Source organism: Pseudomonas sp. zfem003, assembly GCF_032621675.1.
Taxonomy (GTDB): Bacteria; Pseudomonadota; Gammaproteobacteria; order Pseudomonadales; family Pseudomonadaceae; genus Metapseudomonas; species Metapseudomonas otitidis.
The window spans coordinates 296,358-312,368 of the sequence record NZ_JAVYJG010000001.1; the positions used below are offsets into that span (position 1 = coordinate 296,358).

A 16,011-nucleotide genomic window follows, 5' to 3' on the forward strand; every position below is an offset into this window, starting at 1 on the left:
CCGCACATGCGCCAGGTCATATTCCGCTCCGGCCGCCGCCTGCTCGCCGGCCTGTTGCCCCTGCTGCTGGGCCTTGATGCCCAGGCGGCCAGCTACCAGCCGCCCCACCCGGCCCTCAGCCTGCTGCCATGGGATGGCCAGCAGGCCGAGCTTCAGCACGCCCGTGACGTCATCGCCCAGGCGGTCCTCCCACCCCTGGAAACGGCCGTGCCCGCAGGCCGCGCACACGCCAGCCTGGAGACGATGTTCTCCTCCCAGCAGGGCAGCTGGTACTTCGAGCCCTTCGCCAGGAACGGCCTGTTCCGCGCCATCGCCGGCTACCAGGCCCACCACCCGCAAGCGGTGGTGATCAGCGGCGGCAGCCTGACCCTGGAACAGCTCTCCACCGCGCTCAACGACCCCCGCGTGCTGAAGCGGCACAAGGACGGATACCTGCTCAGCTACCCGCTGGTGATCGCCCCCGGCGCAGCCCTGCGGGTCGAAGGCAGCACGCTGTACCTGTACACCCCCTCCGGCACCGCGCTGATCAACCGAGGGCTGCTGCAGCTCAAGGGCGCCACCCTCTCCAGCTGGAAAGGCGAATCGGCAGGTGACACCCAGGCCCCGTATCGCCCCTTCGTGATGGCCTGGGCCGGCAGCACCCTGCACATCGAGGATTCACACCTGGAGCGGCTCGGCTACAACGCCAACTTCACCCGGGGCATCACCACGGCCCTGAGCCCCCAGCAGCCCACCTCCACGGCGCCGGCACGGGTGCTGGTGCGCAACAGCACCTTCAACGACCTGTCCACCGCCCTGGAGCTGCAGCACGCCCGCGCGCGGGTGCAGGGGTCGCGCTTCAGCGACCAGCAGCAGTACGCGGTGGACTTGAAAGACAGCCAGGTCGAAGTCCTGGGCAACCGTATCGACGGCGTGCAGAACAACAGCGGCCTGCGCGCGCGCGGCCAGGTCAGCGGCCTGATCGCCGACAACAGCGTGCTGAACACCGCCAAGGCCGGCATCGAAGTGGTGGAGCAGCAAGGTGCCCTGGGCATCCGCCGCAACCTGCTGGGCGCCTCCCACGGCACCGGCATCCTGCTGAACCAGCTGGCACCCGACGAACTCCGGCCGCTGCTGCTGGAGGGCAACCTCATCGGCAACACCCAAGGCAGCGGCATAGACGCCAGCAACGTCGGCGGCGCCCTGTTCCTGGTGGGCAACCAGATCGGCAACAGCCCCGAATACGCCATCAGCCTGCGCAACCCCCAACGCCTGCCCGGCCGCCTGGTACTCACCGGCAACACCCTGGGGGGCATCGGCAAGGCCATGGTGCGGGTAGAAGGGCTGGAGCAGATCGTGCTCGGCGGCAACCGTTTCCAGGGCAACCCGGTGTTGCAGAGCGCCTTCATCGGCGACCTGCTGCCGGTGCAGAGCCAGGTACTGGAAAGCACCGTCCGCCACCCCTGCCTGCTGCGCGTGGACACCGGAGCCAGCGCCCCGGCTGCTGAACTGTTGCTGGATGAGGGCTGCAAGGGCTGAGCGACGCAGTCGACCTATGAGACGGCCAGCTCACTCCACCTTGCGCAAGGTATACACCCGCCACATCGCCCAGCCCGGCAGGACGTCCTGGTGGCCGATGATCTCGAAGCCGGCTTGGCGGAACTCGGCCTCGACGTCGCTGCGGCGTGCGACGTGTCGGTCGCGGTCGCCACGGCCCAGCCGGCGGCGGCGCCAGGCGCGGTAGTTGCCGTCCACCCAGAGCGAGAGGATCAGCGTGTCACGGGTGACCCGGTGGAATTCCCGCAGCATGGCCAGGCGCTGCCCGGGTTCGCCGAGCCGGTGCATCAGGCGCATGCAGAAGATGCAGTCGACGGCGTTCTCGCCCAGGTCGATGTCGAAGGCGGAGGTCTGCAGCAGGCGGATGCGCTGCAGCACGTTCGCCGGCTGTTCGTGCAGGGCCACGTCCAGGCGGCGCGCGGATTCGTCGGCGCCGATGACGATGCGGTTGGCCCAGCCCACCAGCACCGGCCAGAAGCGGCCGCTGCCACAGGGCAGGTCGAGCACCAGGCAGGGCTCCCCGGCCAGGCGCAGCGCGCGGCGCGCCACCTGGTCCTCGCGCCAGTTGGCCAGCCGCCGCCAGAGGCTCGGCCGGGGCGCAGCCGCGTCCAGCGACGCGGGCACGAAAGCCGGCTCCAGGGTGCTGCCCGATTGGGCCCGACGGGGGTCAGTCATGCCATCCACTCCCAGTGACAGGGAGGGCCAGACTAGGGGCGCATCAATCAACCGGGTGTCAAAACCGCGTGAAAAAAACATCAATCGCCGTGCGGTTTTTCACAGCGGCATCGACGCTGTGTTTTTCACGCAAAAATGACACGCCCACACTTAAGGTCGGCGCCCATGCCCTCCTGCACGTCCGGCAGGGAGGGCCTGACCGTATAAGGACCGACCATGAACCACACCCCCGACGCCACCTTCCCTACCGAACTGGAGGCCGATACCCCGCCCCGCGCGACGGTCGTCTCGCGGCCGTTCAACTTCCGCCTGTGGGCGGTGCTGCCCCTGGTCTGCATGGCCGTCTTGCTGGTGCTCGACCCGACGCGCCTGGACTTCGCCATCGCCAGCGCCTTCTACGACCCGGCCACCGGCTTCGTCGGCGGGCACAGCTACTTCCTCGAAACCATCCTGCATGACCGGGTCAAGCAGGCCGTGATCGTGATGGCGGTGTTCGCCCTGGTGGGCTTCGTCGCCAGCCTGGTGTTCAAGCGCATGGCCGGCTGGCGCCGCTCGCTGGGCTACCTGGTGCTGGCGCTGGGACTGTCCACCGCCATCGTCACGCCGCTCAAGGCGCTGACCGAGGTGCATTGCCCGTGGGATCTCACGGCCTTCGGTGGCGAGGAGGTCTACACCCCGCTGCTGTCCCAGCGTGCGCCCACCGACCACCCCGGGCGTTGCTGGCCGGGCGGACACGCCTCCAGCGGCTTTGCCTTGCTGGCACTGTTCTTCTTTCTGCGGGACCGCCGCCCACGGCTGGCCCGTGCGGCCCTGATGGGCGCGCTGGTGCTGGGGTCGGTGCTGTCCCTGGGACGGATGATGCAGGGCGCGCACTTTCTCTCGCACAACGTCTGGACGCTGCTGTTCGACTGGATGATCTGCCTGGTCACCTACCGCCTGGTGCTCTACCGCCCGGCAGCATCGGAGCCACCCGCGCTGGCGTGAACAGGCGGCTGCGAGGATGATGGGCGCTTCCCGCCGGAGGAGCCCGCCATGACCTGGTCCGCCCAGCAGTACCGCAAGTTCGAAGACGAACGCACCCGCCCGGCCATCGAGCTGCTGGCGCGGGTGCCGCTGAACGACGTACGCACCGCCATCGACCTCGGCTGCGGCCCCGGCAACTCCACTCAGCTGCTGGTGGAGCGTTACCCGCACGCAGCCATCAGCGGGCTGGACAGCTCACCCGACATGCTCGCCGCCGCTCGCCAGCGCCTGCCGGGTGTGACCTTCCTCGAAGGCGACATCGCCCAGTGGACTGCCCAGGTGGCACCGGACCTGATCTTTGCCAACGCCTCCCTGCAGTGGCTGCCGGACCATGGCAGCCAGCTGCCGCGCCTGCTGGCGCAACTGGCACCTGGCGGCTGCCTGGCGGTGCAGATGCCCGACAACCTCGACGAGGACTCCCACCGCCTGATGCGCGAAGTGGCTGCCAGTGGCCCCTGGGCGGACGCCCTGCGCGAGGCGGCCGGAGCCCGGGAGGCGCGCCATGCGCCGAAGTGGTACTACCGCCTGCTGACCCAGGCCGGCGCCCGCGTCGACCTGTGGCGCACCACCTACTACCACCCGCTGGCGGGCGGCCCGGGGGCCATCATCGAGTGGCTCCGCGCAACCGGGCTGCGCCCCTTCCTGGCACCGCTGGACGATGCCGGCCAGCAGGCCTTCCTGGCGGCCTACCAGGCCGAACTGGCCGAGGCCTACCCGACCCTGGACGACGGCAGCGTGCTGCTGCCGTTCCCGCGCCTGTTCCTGGTGGCCCGGCGCTGATCAACGCACCGCGTCGGCAAGGGCCTGGCCCGGGCGGCGCACGGCGCGGCGGGCGAACAGGGTCTTGGCGGCGGTGAAGTGGATGGGGTCACCGGTGAAGGTGGGCAGCTCGGCACGCACCCACTGGTTGCCCTCGCCCTTCCAGCTCACTTCCCCGGCGGCCAGCTTCAGGTCGCGGGTCAGCTCACGGATGACACGGCGCACGCGCTGTTCACAGAACACCACGTCACCGTCGATGGCCTTGCGCAGGGGCTCTGCGTCACCGTGCTTGAGGCACAGCAGCAGCATGCCGTCGGGCCGGGGGGTGATGGCGATCTCGTAGCCGGGGAATGCCTGGAAGAGTTCCTGGATGGCGATGCTCATGGGGAGGCTCCTTGGGTTCGGTGTCCTCCCTTGGGTGCAGACCTCATGCCACACCGCCCCCGTGGCGGGTCCCCAGGCAAATCAGCCACTTGCGTGCGCTCGACATCACCCTGCCATTTGCAGGATGCAAGGGTGGCCCCTCCGGCGCAGGGTGTTCTGCAATGCCGAAGGCCGTCAGCCGTCGACCACCACCTGGTTGCGACCGCCTCGCTTCGCCTCGTAGAGCGCGGCATCGGCACGCTGCAACAACACCTCGGGGAGCTGGCCGGGCTGCGGCACCATCGCGGCCACACCGATGCTCAGGGTGACGCGGCCCAGGGGCGAGCGCTCATGGGGCAGGTGCAGCGCTTCCATGGCCTCGGCCACGCGGCGTGCCAGGCCCAGCGCCCCCTCGACGCCGCTGTTCTGGGCGAGGAAGACGAACTCCTCGCCGCCGTAGCGCGCCATCAGATCGCTGGAACGGCACAGCGTGGCGCTCAGGGCCTGGGCCACCTGGCGCAGGCAGGCGTCGCCGGCCGGGTGGCCGTAGTGGTCGTTGTAGGGCTTGAACCAGTCCACATCCATCACGGCCAGGGCCAGCGGCTCCCCGTTGCGCTGCGCATGGCTCCAGGCCTGGCTCAGCATCACGTCGAAGTGCCGCCGGTTGGCGATGCCGGTCAGGCCGTCGGTGAGGCTGAGGGTCTTCAGCCGACGATTGAGCACCTGCAACTCGTCGGTACGTTCGGCCACCCGTTGCTCCAGCAGCCGTTCCGACTGCTGCAGGGTCTCCACCAGTTGCTGCTGGGCGCGTAGCAGCTCGTCCTTCACCCGGGCCTTTTCGCGGCGCATGACGTTGTAGCGATCGGCCAGGGCGAAGGCCAGCAGCATCATCTCCATCGCCGAGCCGAGCTGGATGCCGTCCACGGTGAAGACGTTGGTGGGCAACAGGCCGATGGCCCGCAGGATGGTGGTGGTGCCCCCGGCGATGAGCAGGGCGAAGGCACCGATGAAGAAGTACGCGGTGCGCTGGCGCCTGAAGGCACAGGCCACGGCCACGCCGACGATCAGCAAGGCCGTGGCCAGGTTCAGCAGCACCGCCGCGCGGGCGAACACCGGCAGCGCCATCCAGTACAGCGCCGGGGTCAGCAGGTACAGCCCCACCAGCGCCAGCATCAGCCGGTCGGTACGCGGCAGGCTTTCACGGGTCTGCAGCATGCGCCGGGTGAACAGCAGCATGCCCACCAGGGCGAGGGACACGCCGGAGTAATAGGCCTCGTTGGAATTCAGCAGCAAGGCGTCCCAGGGCGACTCCGGTGCCAGGCCGTTCTTGCTGGCCAAGCCCAGCATCATCAGGCCGACGTAGATGACGTAGAACAGGTAGGTACGGTCGCGCAGCACGGCGAACAGCAGCAGGTTGAAAAGGATCATCGCGGTGGCGATGCCGAAGTACCACGCCTGGATCGCGTAGTCCTCGCGCTCGGCAACATGGAAGGCCGCCTCGTCCCAGAGCTTGAGCGGCACCAGCAGGCCGATCTTGGACGCCACCCGCAGGTACACCACCTGGGTCTCGCCAGGTGCCAGCAGCAGCGGGAAGACGAAGTTGCGATTGGGGTAGAGGCGGGTGTCGAACGGTCGGTCGCTGCCGGTGAGCACCGCGCGATAGCCCCCCTGGCCGTCCGGCAGGAAGGCGTCGACCTGGGACACGCGCGGGTTGTCCACCACCAGCATCCGGCGCAGCGGCACGTCGCCCGGATTGTGCAGCGCCACCCGCAGCCAGAACGCCGAACGGGTGAAGCCCAGCGCCAGGGCGTTGGCCGGCGCTCTCCCACCCTCGAAGCGCTCGGCCAGCGGCGGGCTGCGCACATCGTCCAGGCCGTAGCGGGCCTGCGGGTCCTCCAGCAGGCCCAGGGCGTCGGTCAGCGACAGCGGTTGCTCGCTCATCGCCGCGGCATCCACCACCTCCTCCGCCCGAGCAGGCGCGGTCGCCAGCACCAGGGCCACGAGCAGGCACGCCCAGAGACCGAAGAGGTTGGACAGGGAAAGCGTGTTCAGGAAGGCAGGTGCAGGATACGGCCGATTCATGCGGCGTTCTTTTCTGACAAGGCGGGGGAAGTCTACAAGAGGAAAAACCGCCTCGCCAAAACTCGCTGGCGGACGCGAACAGGCCACCCACATGCGAAAACGCGACCAGGAGATTCCGCCCGACGCCGCCAGATGCTAAATAGGTCGCCTCGACTCGCCCGGCCCACGGCCTGGGAGGCATCGAGCCCCGGGCCCTGCCCGCCGAATTCCGAACCACGCGTGCCACGCGGCACCTGCCAGCGGTGACCCCATGATCGAAGTAACCGAAGTTTCCATTGCCGACCTGCGCGCTGCGCTGGAGTCGGGCCGGACCACCGCCGTCGAGCTGGTGAAGGCCTACCTCGCCCGCATCGACGCCTACGACGGCCCGAACACCGCCACCGCCCTCAATGCCGTGGTGGTGCGCAACCCCGAGGCCCTCGCCGAAGCCGAGGCCTCCGACGCCCGCCGCGCCCGGGGTGAAACCCTCGGCCCGCTGGATGGCATCCCCTACACTGCCAAGGACAGCTACCTGGTCAAGGGCCTGACGGCCGCCTCCGGCAGCCCCGCCTTCAAGGACCTGGTGGCCTACCGCGACGCCTTCACCATCGAACGCCTGCGCGCCGCCGGCGCCATCTGCCTGGGCAAGACCAACATGCCGCCCATGGCCAACGGCGGCATGCAACGCGGCGTCTACGGCCGTGCCGAAAGCCCCTACAACGCCGGCTACCTCACCGCGCCCTTCGCCTCCGGCTCCTCCAACGGCGCCGGCACCGCCACGGCTGCCAGCTTCGCCGCCTTCGGCCTGGCCGAGGAGACCTGGTCCAGCGGCCGGGGCCCCGCCTCCAACAACGGCCTGTGCGCCTACACCCCGTCCCGTGGGGTGATCTCCATCCGTGGCAACTGGCCGCTGACCCCGACCATGGACGTGGTGGTGCCCTACGCCCGCACCATGGCCGACCTGCTGGACGTGCTCGACGTGATCGTCGCCGAGGACGCCGAGAAGCGCGGCGACCTCTGGCGCCTGCAGCCCTGGGTGCCGATCCCCTCGGTGAGCGAAGTCCGCCCCGCCCGCTACCAGGACCTGGCCGCCGGCACCGAAGCCCTGGCCGGCAAGCGTTTCGGCGTGCCGCGCATGTTCATCAACCAGGACCCGGACGCCGGCACCAGCGAGAACCCCGGCATCGGCGGCCCCACCGGCCAGCGCATCCACACCCGTCCCAGCGTCATCGCCCTGTGGGAGCAGGCGCGCCAGGCCCTGGAAGCGGCCGGCGCCGAAGTGCTGGAAGTGGACTTCCCGCTGGTCTCCAACTGCGAGGGCGACCGCCCCGGCACGCCCACGGTGTTCAACCGCGGCATCGTCGCCAAGGAGTTCCTCCACCACGAGCTGTGGGACCTGACCGCCTGGGCCTTCGACGACTTCCTCCAGGCCAACGGCGATCCGAAGCTCAACCGCCTGAAGGACGTGGATGGCCCGCAGATCTTCCCCCACGAACCCGGCACCCTGCCCAACCGCGAGGGCGACCTGGCGGCGAGCATGGCCGAGTACGTGACCATGGCCGAACGCGGCATCACCCCCTGGGACCGCATCGAGACCCTGCCCGACGGCCTGCGCGCCCTGGAGTACACCCGCAAGATCGACCTGGAGGACTGGATGCAGGCCCAGGGCCTGGACGCCGTGCTGTTCCCCACCGTGGCCGACGTGGCCCCGGCGGATGCCGACGTCAACCCGGCCTCCGCCGACATCGCCTGGAGCAATGGCGTCTGGGTCGCCAACGGCAACCTCGCCATCCGCCACCTGGGCGTACCCACCGTCACCGTGCCCATGGGTGTGATGGCCGACATCGGCATGCCGGTGGGCCTGACCTTCGCCGGCCGCGCCTATGACGACAACGCCCTGCTGCGCTACGCCGCCGCATTCGAGTCCACCGGCTCGCGCCGGATCGTCCCGCCGCGCACGCCCCCGCTGAAAGGCTGACCCCCCTGCACCCCGCCACCCGGCGGGGTGCTTGCATTCATGCTGCGAAAGGCTTCAACGCTGCAGGGCAGCGTCCTGGGCGAACGCCTCCGGCAGGCACTCCGGCACCACCCGCACCCGTGGCGCCATCAACGCGCGATACGGGTACTGGATGACCATTGCGCAGTTCCCCGGGTCATGGAATGCCTGCAACACCCCCTTCAACCGCCCCGCCTGCGGGTGCGGCGGCTGGCGGGGCGCCATGTCCCAGTCCGACGATGTAGCGCCCGAACTGTCGCCCAACTGCAGTGACCTGGACACCGCCCGCCCCTCGGCGAACGGGTTGCGCGGCTGACCGGGCGATTCAGGGGCAACGCCTGAAACGTGCGGAATTCCCCGAGAACCATGAGCTCGACCGAGGCGCCACGGTTGCGAGGCGCTCCACTGTGACGCACCGGATTATGCAATCTGGTGCATCGCCGCCTGCGCTAAAGCCCCCTTATTGGCCCGGCGCAGGCGCCCTAGAGTCCTGCTCTCAACGGCACCTGCTCGGAGCAGACCATGAAGACCTTCCTCCTGGCCCTCGGCCTCCTGTTCAACTCACTCGTGGCAACGGCAGCAGACATGTCCCATCAGGCAGACAACTTCTACACCAGCGACAAGGTCACCCAGCAACGGGTGACCTTCCTCGACCGGTACCGCATGCGCGTGGTCGGCAACCTGTTCATCCCCCGCGACATCGCCCCCGGCAGCCGCAACGCGGCGTTGATCGTTGGCCACCCCATGGGCGCGGTGAAGGAGCAGAGCGCCAACCTGTACGCCACCAAACTGGCCGAGCAGGGCTTCATCACCCTGGCCATCGACCTGCCTTTCTGGGGCGAGAGCGAAGGCCAGCCGCGCAACGCCGTCTCCCCGGACCTCTACGCCGAAGCCTTCAGTGCCGCCGTGGACTACCTCGGCACCCATGACCGGGTCGACCGCGAGCGCATCGGCGTGCTCGGCATCTGCGGCAGCGGCAGCTTCGCCATCGCCGCCGCCAAGATCGACCCGCGCATGAAGGCCATCGCCACCGTCAGCATGTACGACATGGGTGCGGCGAATCGCCAGGCACTGCACCACTCCCTGACGCTGGAGCAGCGCAAGCGCATCCTCGAAGAGGCCGCCCAGCAGCGCTACGTGGAGTACACCGGCGGTGCCACGCGCTACACCGGCGGCACGGTCACCCGTCTTGAGCCTGACACCGACCCGATCCAGCGGGAGTTCTTCGACTTCTACCGCACGCCCCGTGGCGCCTTCACGACTGCCGGGCAGAGCGCGGACCTGACCACTCGCCCCACCCTGACCAGCAACGTGAAGTTCATGAACTTCTATCCGTTCGAAGACATCGAAACCATCTCGCCGCGCCCCCTGCTGTTCATCACTGGCGCGGACGCCCACTCCCGCGAGTTCAGCGAAGACGCCTACCGCCGTGCGGCCGAGCCCAAGGAGCTGGTGGTGATCCCCGGCGCCGGGCATGTGGACCTGTACGACCGTGTGGGGCTGATCCCCTTCGATCGCCTGACCGCGTTCTTCCGCGCCCACCTCAAGTAAGCCCACCTGCTGAAGGAGCCCACCATGACCGTTCACGCCTACGGCGCCCATGCCGGCGACAAGCCGCTCGAACCCATGACCATCCAGCGCCGCGCGCCCGGCGCCCATGACGTGCAGATCGACATCGCCTTCTGTGGCGTCTGCCACTCCGACCTGCACCAGGTCCGCGCCGAGTGGGCCGGCACCCGGTTCCCCTGCGTGCCGGGCCACGAAATCGTCGGCCGCGTCAGCGCCGTAGGCGCCCATGTCTCGACGCTCGAACCGGGCGACCTGGTGGGTGTGGGCTGCATCGTCGACAGCTGCCAGCACTGCGCCGACTGCGACGCCGGCCTGGAGAACTACTGCGACGGCATGGTCGGCACCTACAACTTCCCCACCCCGGACGCGCCAGGCTGGACCCTGGGTGGCTACTCCGAGCGCATCGTCGTGCACGAACGCTATGTGCTACGCATCAGCCACCCCGAGGAGCAACTGGCCGCCGTGGCACCGCTGCTGTGCGCCGGCATCACCACCTGGTCGCCGCTGCGCCATTGGCAGGCGGGTCCGGGCAAGAAGGTGGGCATCGTCGGCATCGGCGGCCTGGGCCACATGGGCATCAAGCTGGCCCACGCCCTGGGCGCGCAGGTGGTGGCCTTCACCACCTCCGAGGGCAAGCGCGAGGCTGCCCTCGCCCTGGGCGCCGACGAGGTGGTGGTGTCGCGCAATGCCGAGGAGATGGCCGGCCACGCCGGCAGCTTCGACCTGATCGTCAACACCGTGGCGGCGCCCCACGACCTCAACCCCTTCCTGGCCCTGCTCAAGCGCGATGGAACCCTCACCCTGGTAGGCGCACCGGCCAGTCCGCATACCCCGCCGGAGGTGTTCAAGCTCATCTTCAAGCGCCGCAGCATCGCCGGCTCGATGATCGGTGGCATTCCCGAAACCCAGGAGATGCTCGATTTCTGCGCCGAGCACGGTATCGTCGCCGACATCGAACTGATCCGCGCCGAGCAGGTCAACGACGCCTTCGAGCGCATGCTCAAGGGCGAGGTGAAGTACCGCTTCGTCATCGACTCGGCCACCCTTTCCGCCTGACCGCCGACGGGCGCCCACCCCGGGCGCCCCTTGCGCCGGGGCCTCGGCCCCGCAAGAATTCCCGCACACCCTCCCCCGCCCGGACCGCCATGCCCCGCGAACCCTACAGCGACCTGCTCGCCCTGCTGGCCGTGGCCGAGGAGCGCAGCTTCACCCGTGCCGCCGCGCGCCTGGGCATGTCGCAATCCATGCTCAGCCACACCATCCGCAGCCTGGAGGCGCGGGTCGGCGTGCGCCTGCTGACCCGCACCACCCGCAGCGTCTCGGTGACCGAGGCCGGTGAGCAGTTGATCGCCGTGGTCGCGCCGCGCCTGCAGGCCATCGAAGCCGAACTGAGGCGGGTCACCGACCTCAGCGAGCTGCCGACCGGCACCCTGCGCATCACCGCCACCGAGCACGCCATCGAGACGCTGCTCTGGCCACGGCTGGAGCCCCTGCTGCCCCGCTATCCGCAACTGAACCTGGAGCTGCACGCCGACAACACCCTGGTGGACATCGTCCAGGAGCGCTTCGACTTCGGTGTGCGCCTGGGAGACAGCCTGGCCCGGGACATCACCGCCGTGCGCATCGGCCCGGACCTGACCTTCGCCCTGGTGGCAGCGCCCGCCTACCTCGCACGGCACCCGGCGCCCGCCACGCCCCAGGCACTGGCCGAGCACCGCTGCATCAACCTGCGCCTGCCCACCCGCGGCAACCTCTGGGCCTGGGAGCTGTGCCACGACGGCCAGGCCCTGAATGTCCGGGTCGACGGGCAACTGGTGTTCAACGAAGTGCGTGCCATCGTCAGCGCCGCCGTCGCCGGCTTCGGCCTGGCCTACGTACCGCTGGACCGGGTGCAGGCGCACCTGGATGCCGGGCACCTGGTGCCGGTGCTGCAGGACTGGTGGAGCACCTTCCCCGGCTACCACCTGTACTACTCGAACCAGCGCGAGCTGTCCCGGGCCATGCAGGTGGTGATCGAGGCCCTGCGCCCCCCGGACTGACGCGATTGTCCAATCCGGCTCATGGCCGCGTGCAACCCCTGCGGTTCTTCGCCGGTGCCCGGCTGCCTATGATGGCCCCCACCTGAACGAACGCCACTCCGGCCTTTCCCTACCTACCGCTCGCGGTGCTGCCCAGGCAGCGCCAGGGCCCATCCTTTCCGCGAGAATCCCATGCGCCCCATCCCGTCCACCCCGGGCAACACCGCCCTCGGCAGTGCCGTCGGCTCCCTGGCCCTCTGCGTTGCCCTGCTGATCGCCTCGGAGTTCATGCCGGTGAGCCTGCTCACCCCCATCGCCCAGGACCTGCACGCCACCCAGGGCCAGGCCGGCCAGGCCATTTCCATCTCCGGCCTGTTCGCCGTGCTGGCCAGCCTGCTGATCGCCCCCCTTGCCGGGCGCTACGACCGCCGCCGGGTGCTGATGGCCATGACCGTGCTGATGCTGCTGTCGCTGGTGCTGATCGCCCTGGCCCCCAGCTTCACCCTGCTGATGACCGCCCGCGCCCTGCTGGGCCTGGCCATCGGTGGTTTCTGGTCGCTCTCCACGGCAACCGTGATCCGCCTGGTGCCGGCAAGCGAGGTGCCCCGCGCCCTGGGCTGGATCTTCATGGGCAATGCCGTGGCCACGGCCTTCGCCGCCCCCATCGGGGCCTACCTGGGCGGCCTGTTCGGCTGGCGCGTAGTGTTCGGCGGCCTGGTGCCCCTGGTGCTGGCCACCCTCCTCTGGCAGCTGCACAGCCTGCCGTCGATGCCGCCCCGGGCGAGCATCCCGGTGGGTCGTCTGTTCGGCCTGCTGCGCCGGCGTCATGTGCGACTGGGCATGCTCGCCACCATGCTCACCTTCGCCGGCGCATTCGGGGCCTTCACCTACTTCCGCCCGTTCCTGGAGCACGCCACCGGCGTCGATGCCCGGCAGCTCTCGGGCCTGCTGCTGGGCCTGGGCCTGGCCGGGTTCGCCGGTACCCACTTCGCCAGCCACATGCTTCAGCGCGAGCGCCTCTACCCGCTGCTGCGCTACCTGCCCCTGGCCCTGGCCGTCGTCACCCTGGGCCTGGTCGAGCTGGGCCACTCGCTGGGGGCCGTGGCTGCGTTCATGGTCGGCTGGGGCGCGATCAATGCCGCCATCCCGGTGTGCTGGTCCACCTGGCTGGCCCGCGAGATCGACGACGAACCGGAGAGCGGCGGCGGCCTGATGGTGGCCGCCATCCAGCTGGCCATCATGCTCGGCGGCGCCCTCGGCGGGCAGTTGCTCGACCGCTTCGGCAGCAGCGCACCCCTGCTGGGAGGCGCCGTGATGCTGCTACTCTCCGGCGTGCTGATCGGCTCCGGCTGGCGCATCCGCAAACCGGGTCGCCAGCAGGCCGGGCACGGCCCTGCCATCGGTGATGCACGTTGATCCCCACCTGCCCAGGAGCCCCCGCATGAGCGACGACCTTCTCCGCGATGCCTTCAGCGGCCTGGTGGCCCTCGTGGCCGTAGCCCGCGAAGGCAGCTTTACCCGTGCCGCCGCCCACCTCGGGCTCTCCCAATCGGCCGTCAGCCACGCGGTGAAGGGCCTGGAACAGCGCCTCGGCACCCGCCTGCTGGCACGCAACTCGCGCACCGTCGCGCCCACCGAGGCTGGCGAGCGCCTGCTGCGCACCGTGGCCCCACGCCTGGCCGAGATCGACGCCGGCATGGCCGACCTGGCGGACCTGCGTGACAGCCCCACCGGCAGCATCCGCATCACCGCCTCCGACCATGCCCTGCGGACCGTACTGTTTCCCCGGCTGAAGCGCTTCCTGCCGCAACACCCGGGCATCCATGTCGAGCTGCACTCCAACAACCAGCTGGTCGACTTGGCCGCCGAGCAGTTCGACGCCGGCGTACGCCTGGGGGACAGCCTGGCCCAGGACATGATCGCCGTGCGCATCGGCCCCGACCTGCGCTTCGCCGTGGTGGCCACCCAGCGCTACCTCGAAGGGCGCGCCCTGCCGCACCACCCGGACGACCTGCAGGCGCACAGCTGCATCAACCTGCGGCTGCCCACTTATGGCGGGCTGTGGGCCTGGGAGTTCGGCCAGGGCGACCAGGCCTGCAACGTACGGGTGCCCGGCCAGCTGATCTTCAACAGCATCTACGACTGCCTCGACGCGGCCATCGCCGGCCTCGGCATCGCCTATGTGCCGGAAGACATCGCCCTGCCCTACATCCGCAGCGGCCACCTGCACTCGGTGATGCAGGACTGGTGCCCCTACTGGGCCGGCTACCACCTCTACTACCCCAGCCGCCGCCAGCCCTCAGGCGCCATGTCGGCGCTGATCGCCGCACTGAAGGTGGACGCCCGCTGAGGGCGCGTCAAAGCGCGTCCCGCGGCCGCCCCCGGTACACCCGCAGCACATCCGCCATCACCGCCAGGGCGATCTCGGCGGGCGTGCGGCTGCCCAGCGCCAGGCCGATGGGCATGTGCAACCGGGCGACCTGGGCCTCGTCCAGGCCGCCGGAGCGGCGCAGGCGCTCGGCCCGCGCGCGGGAGGTGCGCTGGGAGCCCATCACCCCGATGTAGAAGGCCGGCGTGCGCACTGCCTCGATCATCGCCAGGTCGTCGATGCGCGGGTCGTGGGTCAGGGCCACCACGGCGGTGGCGCGATGGCAGCCATCGGCGGCGATGAACAGCGAGGGCAGCACCGGCCGTACCTCCACGCCGGGCACAGCGAAGCCCGCCAGCGCCTCCTCGCGTGGATCGCAGACGATCACCTCGAAGCCCATGGCCTGGGCGAACTGGGCGCAGAACACCGAGACCGGGGAAACCCCGGCGATCACCAGGCGCGCCACCGGGCCGATGCGAATGGCGACACTGCGCTCGTCGGCAGCGGTCTCCACCCGGGGACCCAGACCATCGTCCGGCTCCAGGCGCAGGCCGCCGTGCTCCAGGTCCACGTGGCGACGGCAGGCACGCTGTCCGGCCAACGCCACCTGCAGCGCCTCCAGGTGCGCCCAGGTGTCCGGCACCGGCAGCAGGCGCTCCACCAACACCGCGAGAATGCCGCCACAAGGCAGGCGGATGCGCGCGCCCTGCGGCCCATCGGGGTCACCGTAGCGAATGCGCGTCACCGCCTGGTTGAAGTCACCGGCCACCAGCCGTTCGAGGAAGTCCTCCTCCACGCAGCCGCCGGAGAGCGAGCCGACATGCTGGCCATCCTCACGCGCCACCAGCATCGAGCCAGGCTCGCGAGGGGCGGAACCGAAGGTGGCCAGCACCGTGTTGAGCCAGATGACCCGGCCCTCGCGGGACCAGGCCAGGGCGCGTTCGATGACCAGCATGTCCAGCTGTTGCATGGCGGTGTCCTGAAACGACGGGAAAGTTCGCGACCCTAGCAGCGACGGGCCATGCGGCCCATATCGCCGCCTCGAATGTGGCCATGAACGGCATCGATGAATGGATTGTTCGATGCCGTGCATAGGGGCATTCGGCGGGGCGGCGTTTCCCCGGCGCCACGTCTTTGGGCTAATACCTGGCCCCACTCCTGCGTGCAGAACGCCCCACCGAGGACACGACGATGGAACTGATGATCAACGGGACCCGCCGCCAGGTGGACGCCAGCCCCGATACCCCGCTGCTGTGGGTGATCCGCGAGGAACTCGGCCTGACCGGCACCAAGTACGGCTGCGGCGCGGCCCAGTGTGGCGCCTGTACCGTGCTCGCCGACGGCCAGCCGCTGCGCGCCTGCGTGATGCCGGTGAGCGCCGTGGCCAACATGGCCATCACCACCATCGAAGCCATCGAGCAGGACCCGGTGGGCCAGCGCGTGGTGGAAGCCTGGGTCGAGCACCAGGTGCCCCAGTGCGGCTATTGCCAATCCGGCCAGGTGCTCACCGCCACCGCCCTGCTCAAGCGCAACGCCAGGCCCAGCCAGCAGGAGATCACCAACGCCATGGTCAACCTGTGCCGCTGCGGCACCTACAACGCCATCGCCGATGCGGTGCAGCAACTGGCCAAGGCCTGAGGAAT

The 16,011-nt window shown here is 69.6% G+C and carries 14 protein-coding genes; 10 read left to right on the plus strand and 4 right to left on the minus strand.

The features are described from left to right. The first annotated feature begins 6 nt into the window (after positions 1-6). The gene (locus tag RTK35_RS01355) at positions 7-1,518 is read left to right on the plus strand and encodes a right-handed parallel beta-helix repeat-containing protein (RefSeq protein ID WP_316907181.1); all 1,512 of its coding nucleotides are present in this window, start codon (positions 7-9) and stop codon (positions 1,516-1,518) included. A gap of 30 nt (positions 1,519-1,548) precedes the next feature. Here RTK35_RS01355 and RTK35_RS01360 read toward each other — a convergent pair whose 3' ends face one another. Next, positions 1,549-2,211, minus strand: a complete 663-nt coding sequence (locus RTK35_RS01360) for a class I SAM-dependent methyltransferase (protein WP_316907182.1) — start codon at positions 2,209-2,211, stop codon at positions 1,549-1,551. A gap of 336 nt (positions 2,212-2,547) precedes the next feature. On the opposite strand from RTK35_RS01360, the gene RTK35_RS01365 reads away from it, so the two are divergent. Continuing rightward, positions 2,548-3,195 (plus strand): phosphatase PAP2 family protein, encoded by a 648-nt coding sequence (locus tag RTK35_RS01365; RefSeq protein ID WP_316907392.1) that lies wholly within the window; start codon positions 2,548-2,550, stop codon positions 3,193-3,195. A 48-nt stretch (positions 3,196-3,243) separates the two neighbouring features. Then, positions 3,244-4,014 carry a trans-aconitate 2-methyltransferase gene (tam, locus tag RTK35_RS01370; RefSeq protein WP_182852654.1) on the plus strand — a complete coding sequence of 257 codons (771 nt, stop codon included), beginning with the start codon at positions 3,244-3,246 and terminating at the stop codon, positions 4,012-4,014. Here tam and RTK35_RS01375 read toward each other — a convergent pair whose 3' ends face one another. Next, positions 4,015-4,377 carry a DUF3509 domain-containing protein gene (locus RTK35_RS01375; RefSeq protein WP_044404789.1) on the minus strand — a complete coding sequence of 121 codons (363 nt, stop codon included), beginning with the start codon at positions 4,375-4,377 and terminating at the stop codon, positions 4,015-4,017. Between the two features lie 174 nt (positions 4,378-4,551). Further along, the gene (locus tag RTK35_RS01380; RefSeq protein WP_316907183.1) at positions 4,552-6,438 is read right to left on the minus strand and encodes a diguanylate cyclase; all 1,887 of its coding nucleotides are present in this window, start codon (positions 6,436-6,438) and stop codon (positions 4,552-4,554) included. A 250-nt stretch (positions 6,439-6,688) separates the two neighbouring features. Between RTK35_RS01380 and RTK35_RS01385 the strand changes: the two genes are divergently transcribed. From RTK35_RS01385 to RTK35_RS01410, 6 genes are all read left to right on the plus strand, one after another. Beyond that, positions 6,689-8,395, plus strand: a complete 1,707-nt coding sequence (locus RTK35_RS01385) for an amidase (RefSeq protein WP_316907184.1) — start codon at positions 6,689-6,691, stop codon at positions 8,393-8,395. 540 nt (positions 8,396-8,935) lie between these two features. Then, the gene (locus tag RTK35_RS01390) at positions 8,936-9,964 is read left to right on the plus strand and encodes an alpha/beta hydrolase (RefSeq protein WP_316907185.1); all 1,029 of its coding nucleotides are present in this window, start codon (positions 8,936-8,938) and stop codon (positions 9,962-9,964) included. Positions 9,965-9,988: 24 nt separating this feature from the next. Continuing rightward, positions 9,989-11,038, plus strand: coding sequence for an NAD(P)-dependent alcohol dehydrogenase (locus RTK35_RS01395; RefSeq protein WP_316907186.1), 1,050 nt, complete (start codon positions 9,989-9,991; stop codon positions 11,036-11,038). 89 nt (positions 11,039-11,127) lie between these two features. After that, positions 11,128-12,021 carry a LysR family transcriptional regulator gene (locus RTK35_RS01400; protein ID WP_316907187.1) on the plus strand — a complete coding sequence of 298 codons (894 nt, stop codon included), beginning with the start codon at positions 11,128-11,130 and terminating at the stop codon, positions 12,019-12,021. 171 nt (positions 12,022-12,192) lie between these two features. Beyond that, positions 12,193-13,416, plus strand: coding sequence for an MFS transporter (locus RTK35_RS01405; RefSeq protein WP_301150886.1), 1,224 nt, complete (start codon positions 12,193-12,195; stop codon positions 13,414-13,416). 25 nt (positions 13,417-13,441) lie between these two features. Then, a complete protein-coding gene (locus RTK35_RS01410) occupies positions 13,442-14,350 on the plus strand; it encodes a LysR family transcriptional regulator (RefSeq protein WP_279812119.1) in 909 nt (302 codons plus the stop codon). 7 nt (positions 14,351-14,357) lie between these two features. Here RTK35_RS01410 and RTK35_RS01415 read toward each other — a convergent pair whose 3' ends face one another. Then, complete coding sequence (locus tag RTK35_RS01415; RefSeq protein ID WP_301150885.1) at positions 14,358-15,338, minus strand: XdhC family protein; 981 nt, start codon at positions 15,336-15,338, stop codon at positions 14,358-14,360. A 221-nt stretch (positions 15,339-15,559) separates the two neighbouring features. Between RTK35_RS01415 and RTK35_RS01420 the strand changes: the two genes are divergently transcribed. Continuing rightward, positions 15,560-16,006 (plus strand): (2Fe-2S)-binding protein, encoded by a 447-nt coding sequence (locus RTK35_RS01420; RefSeq protein WP_142009679.1) that lies wholly within the window; start codon positions 15,560-15,562, stop codon positions 16,004-16,006. Positions 16,007-16,011: the final 5 nt, after the last annotated feature.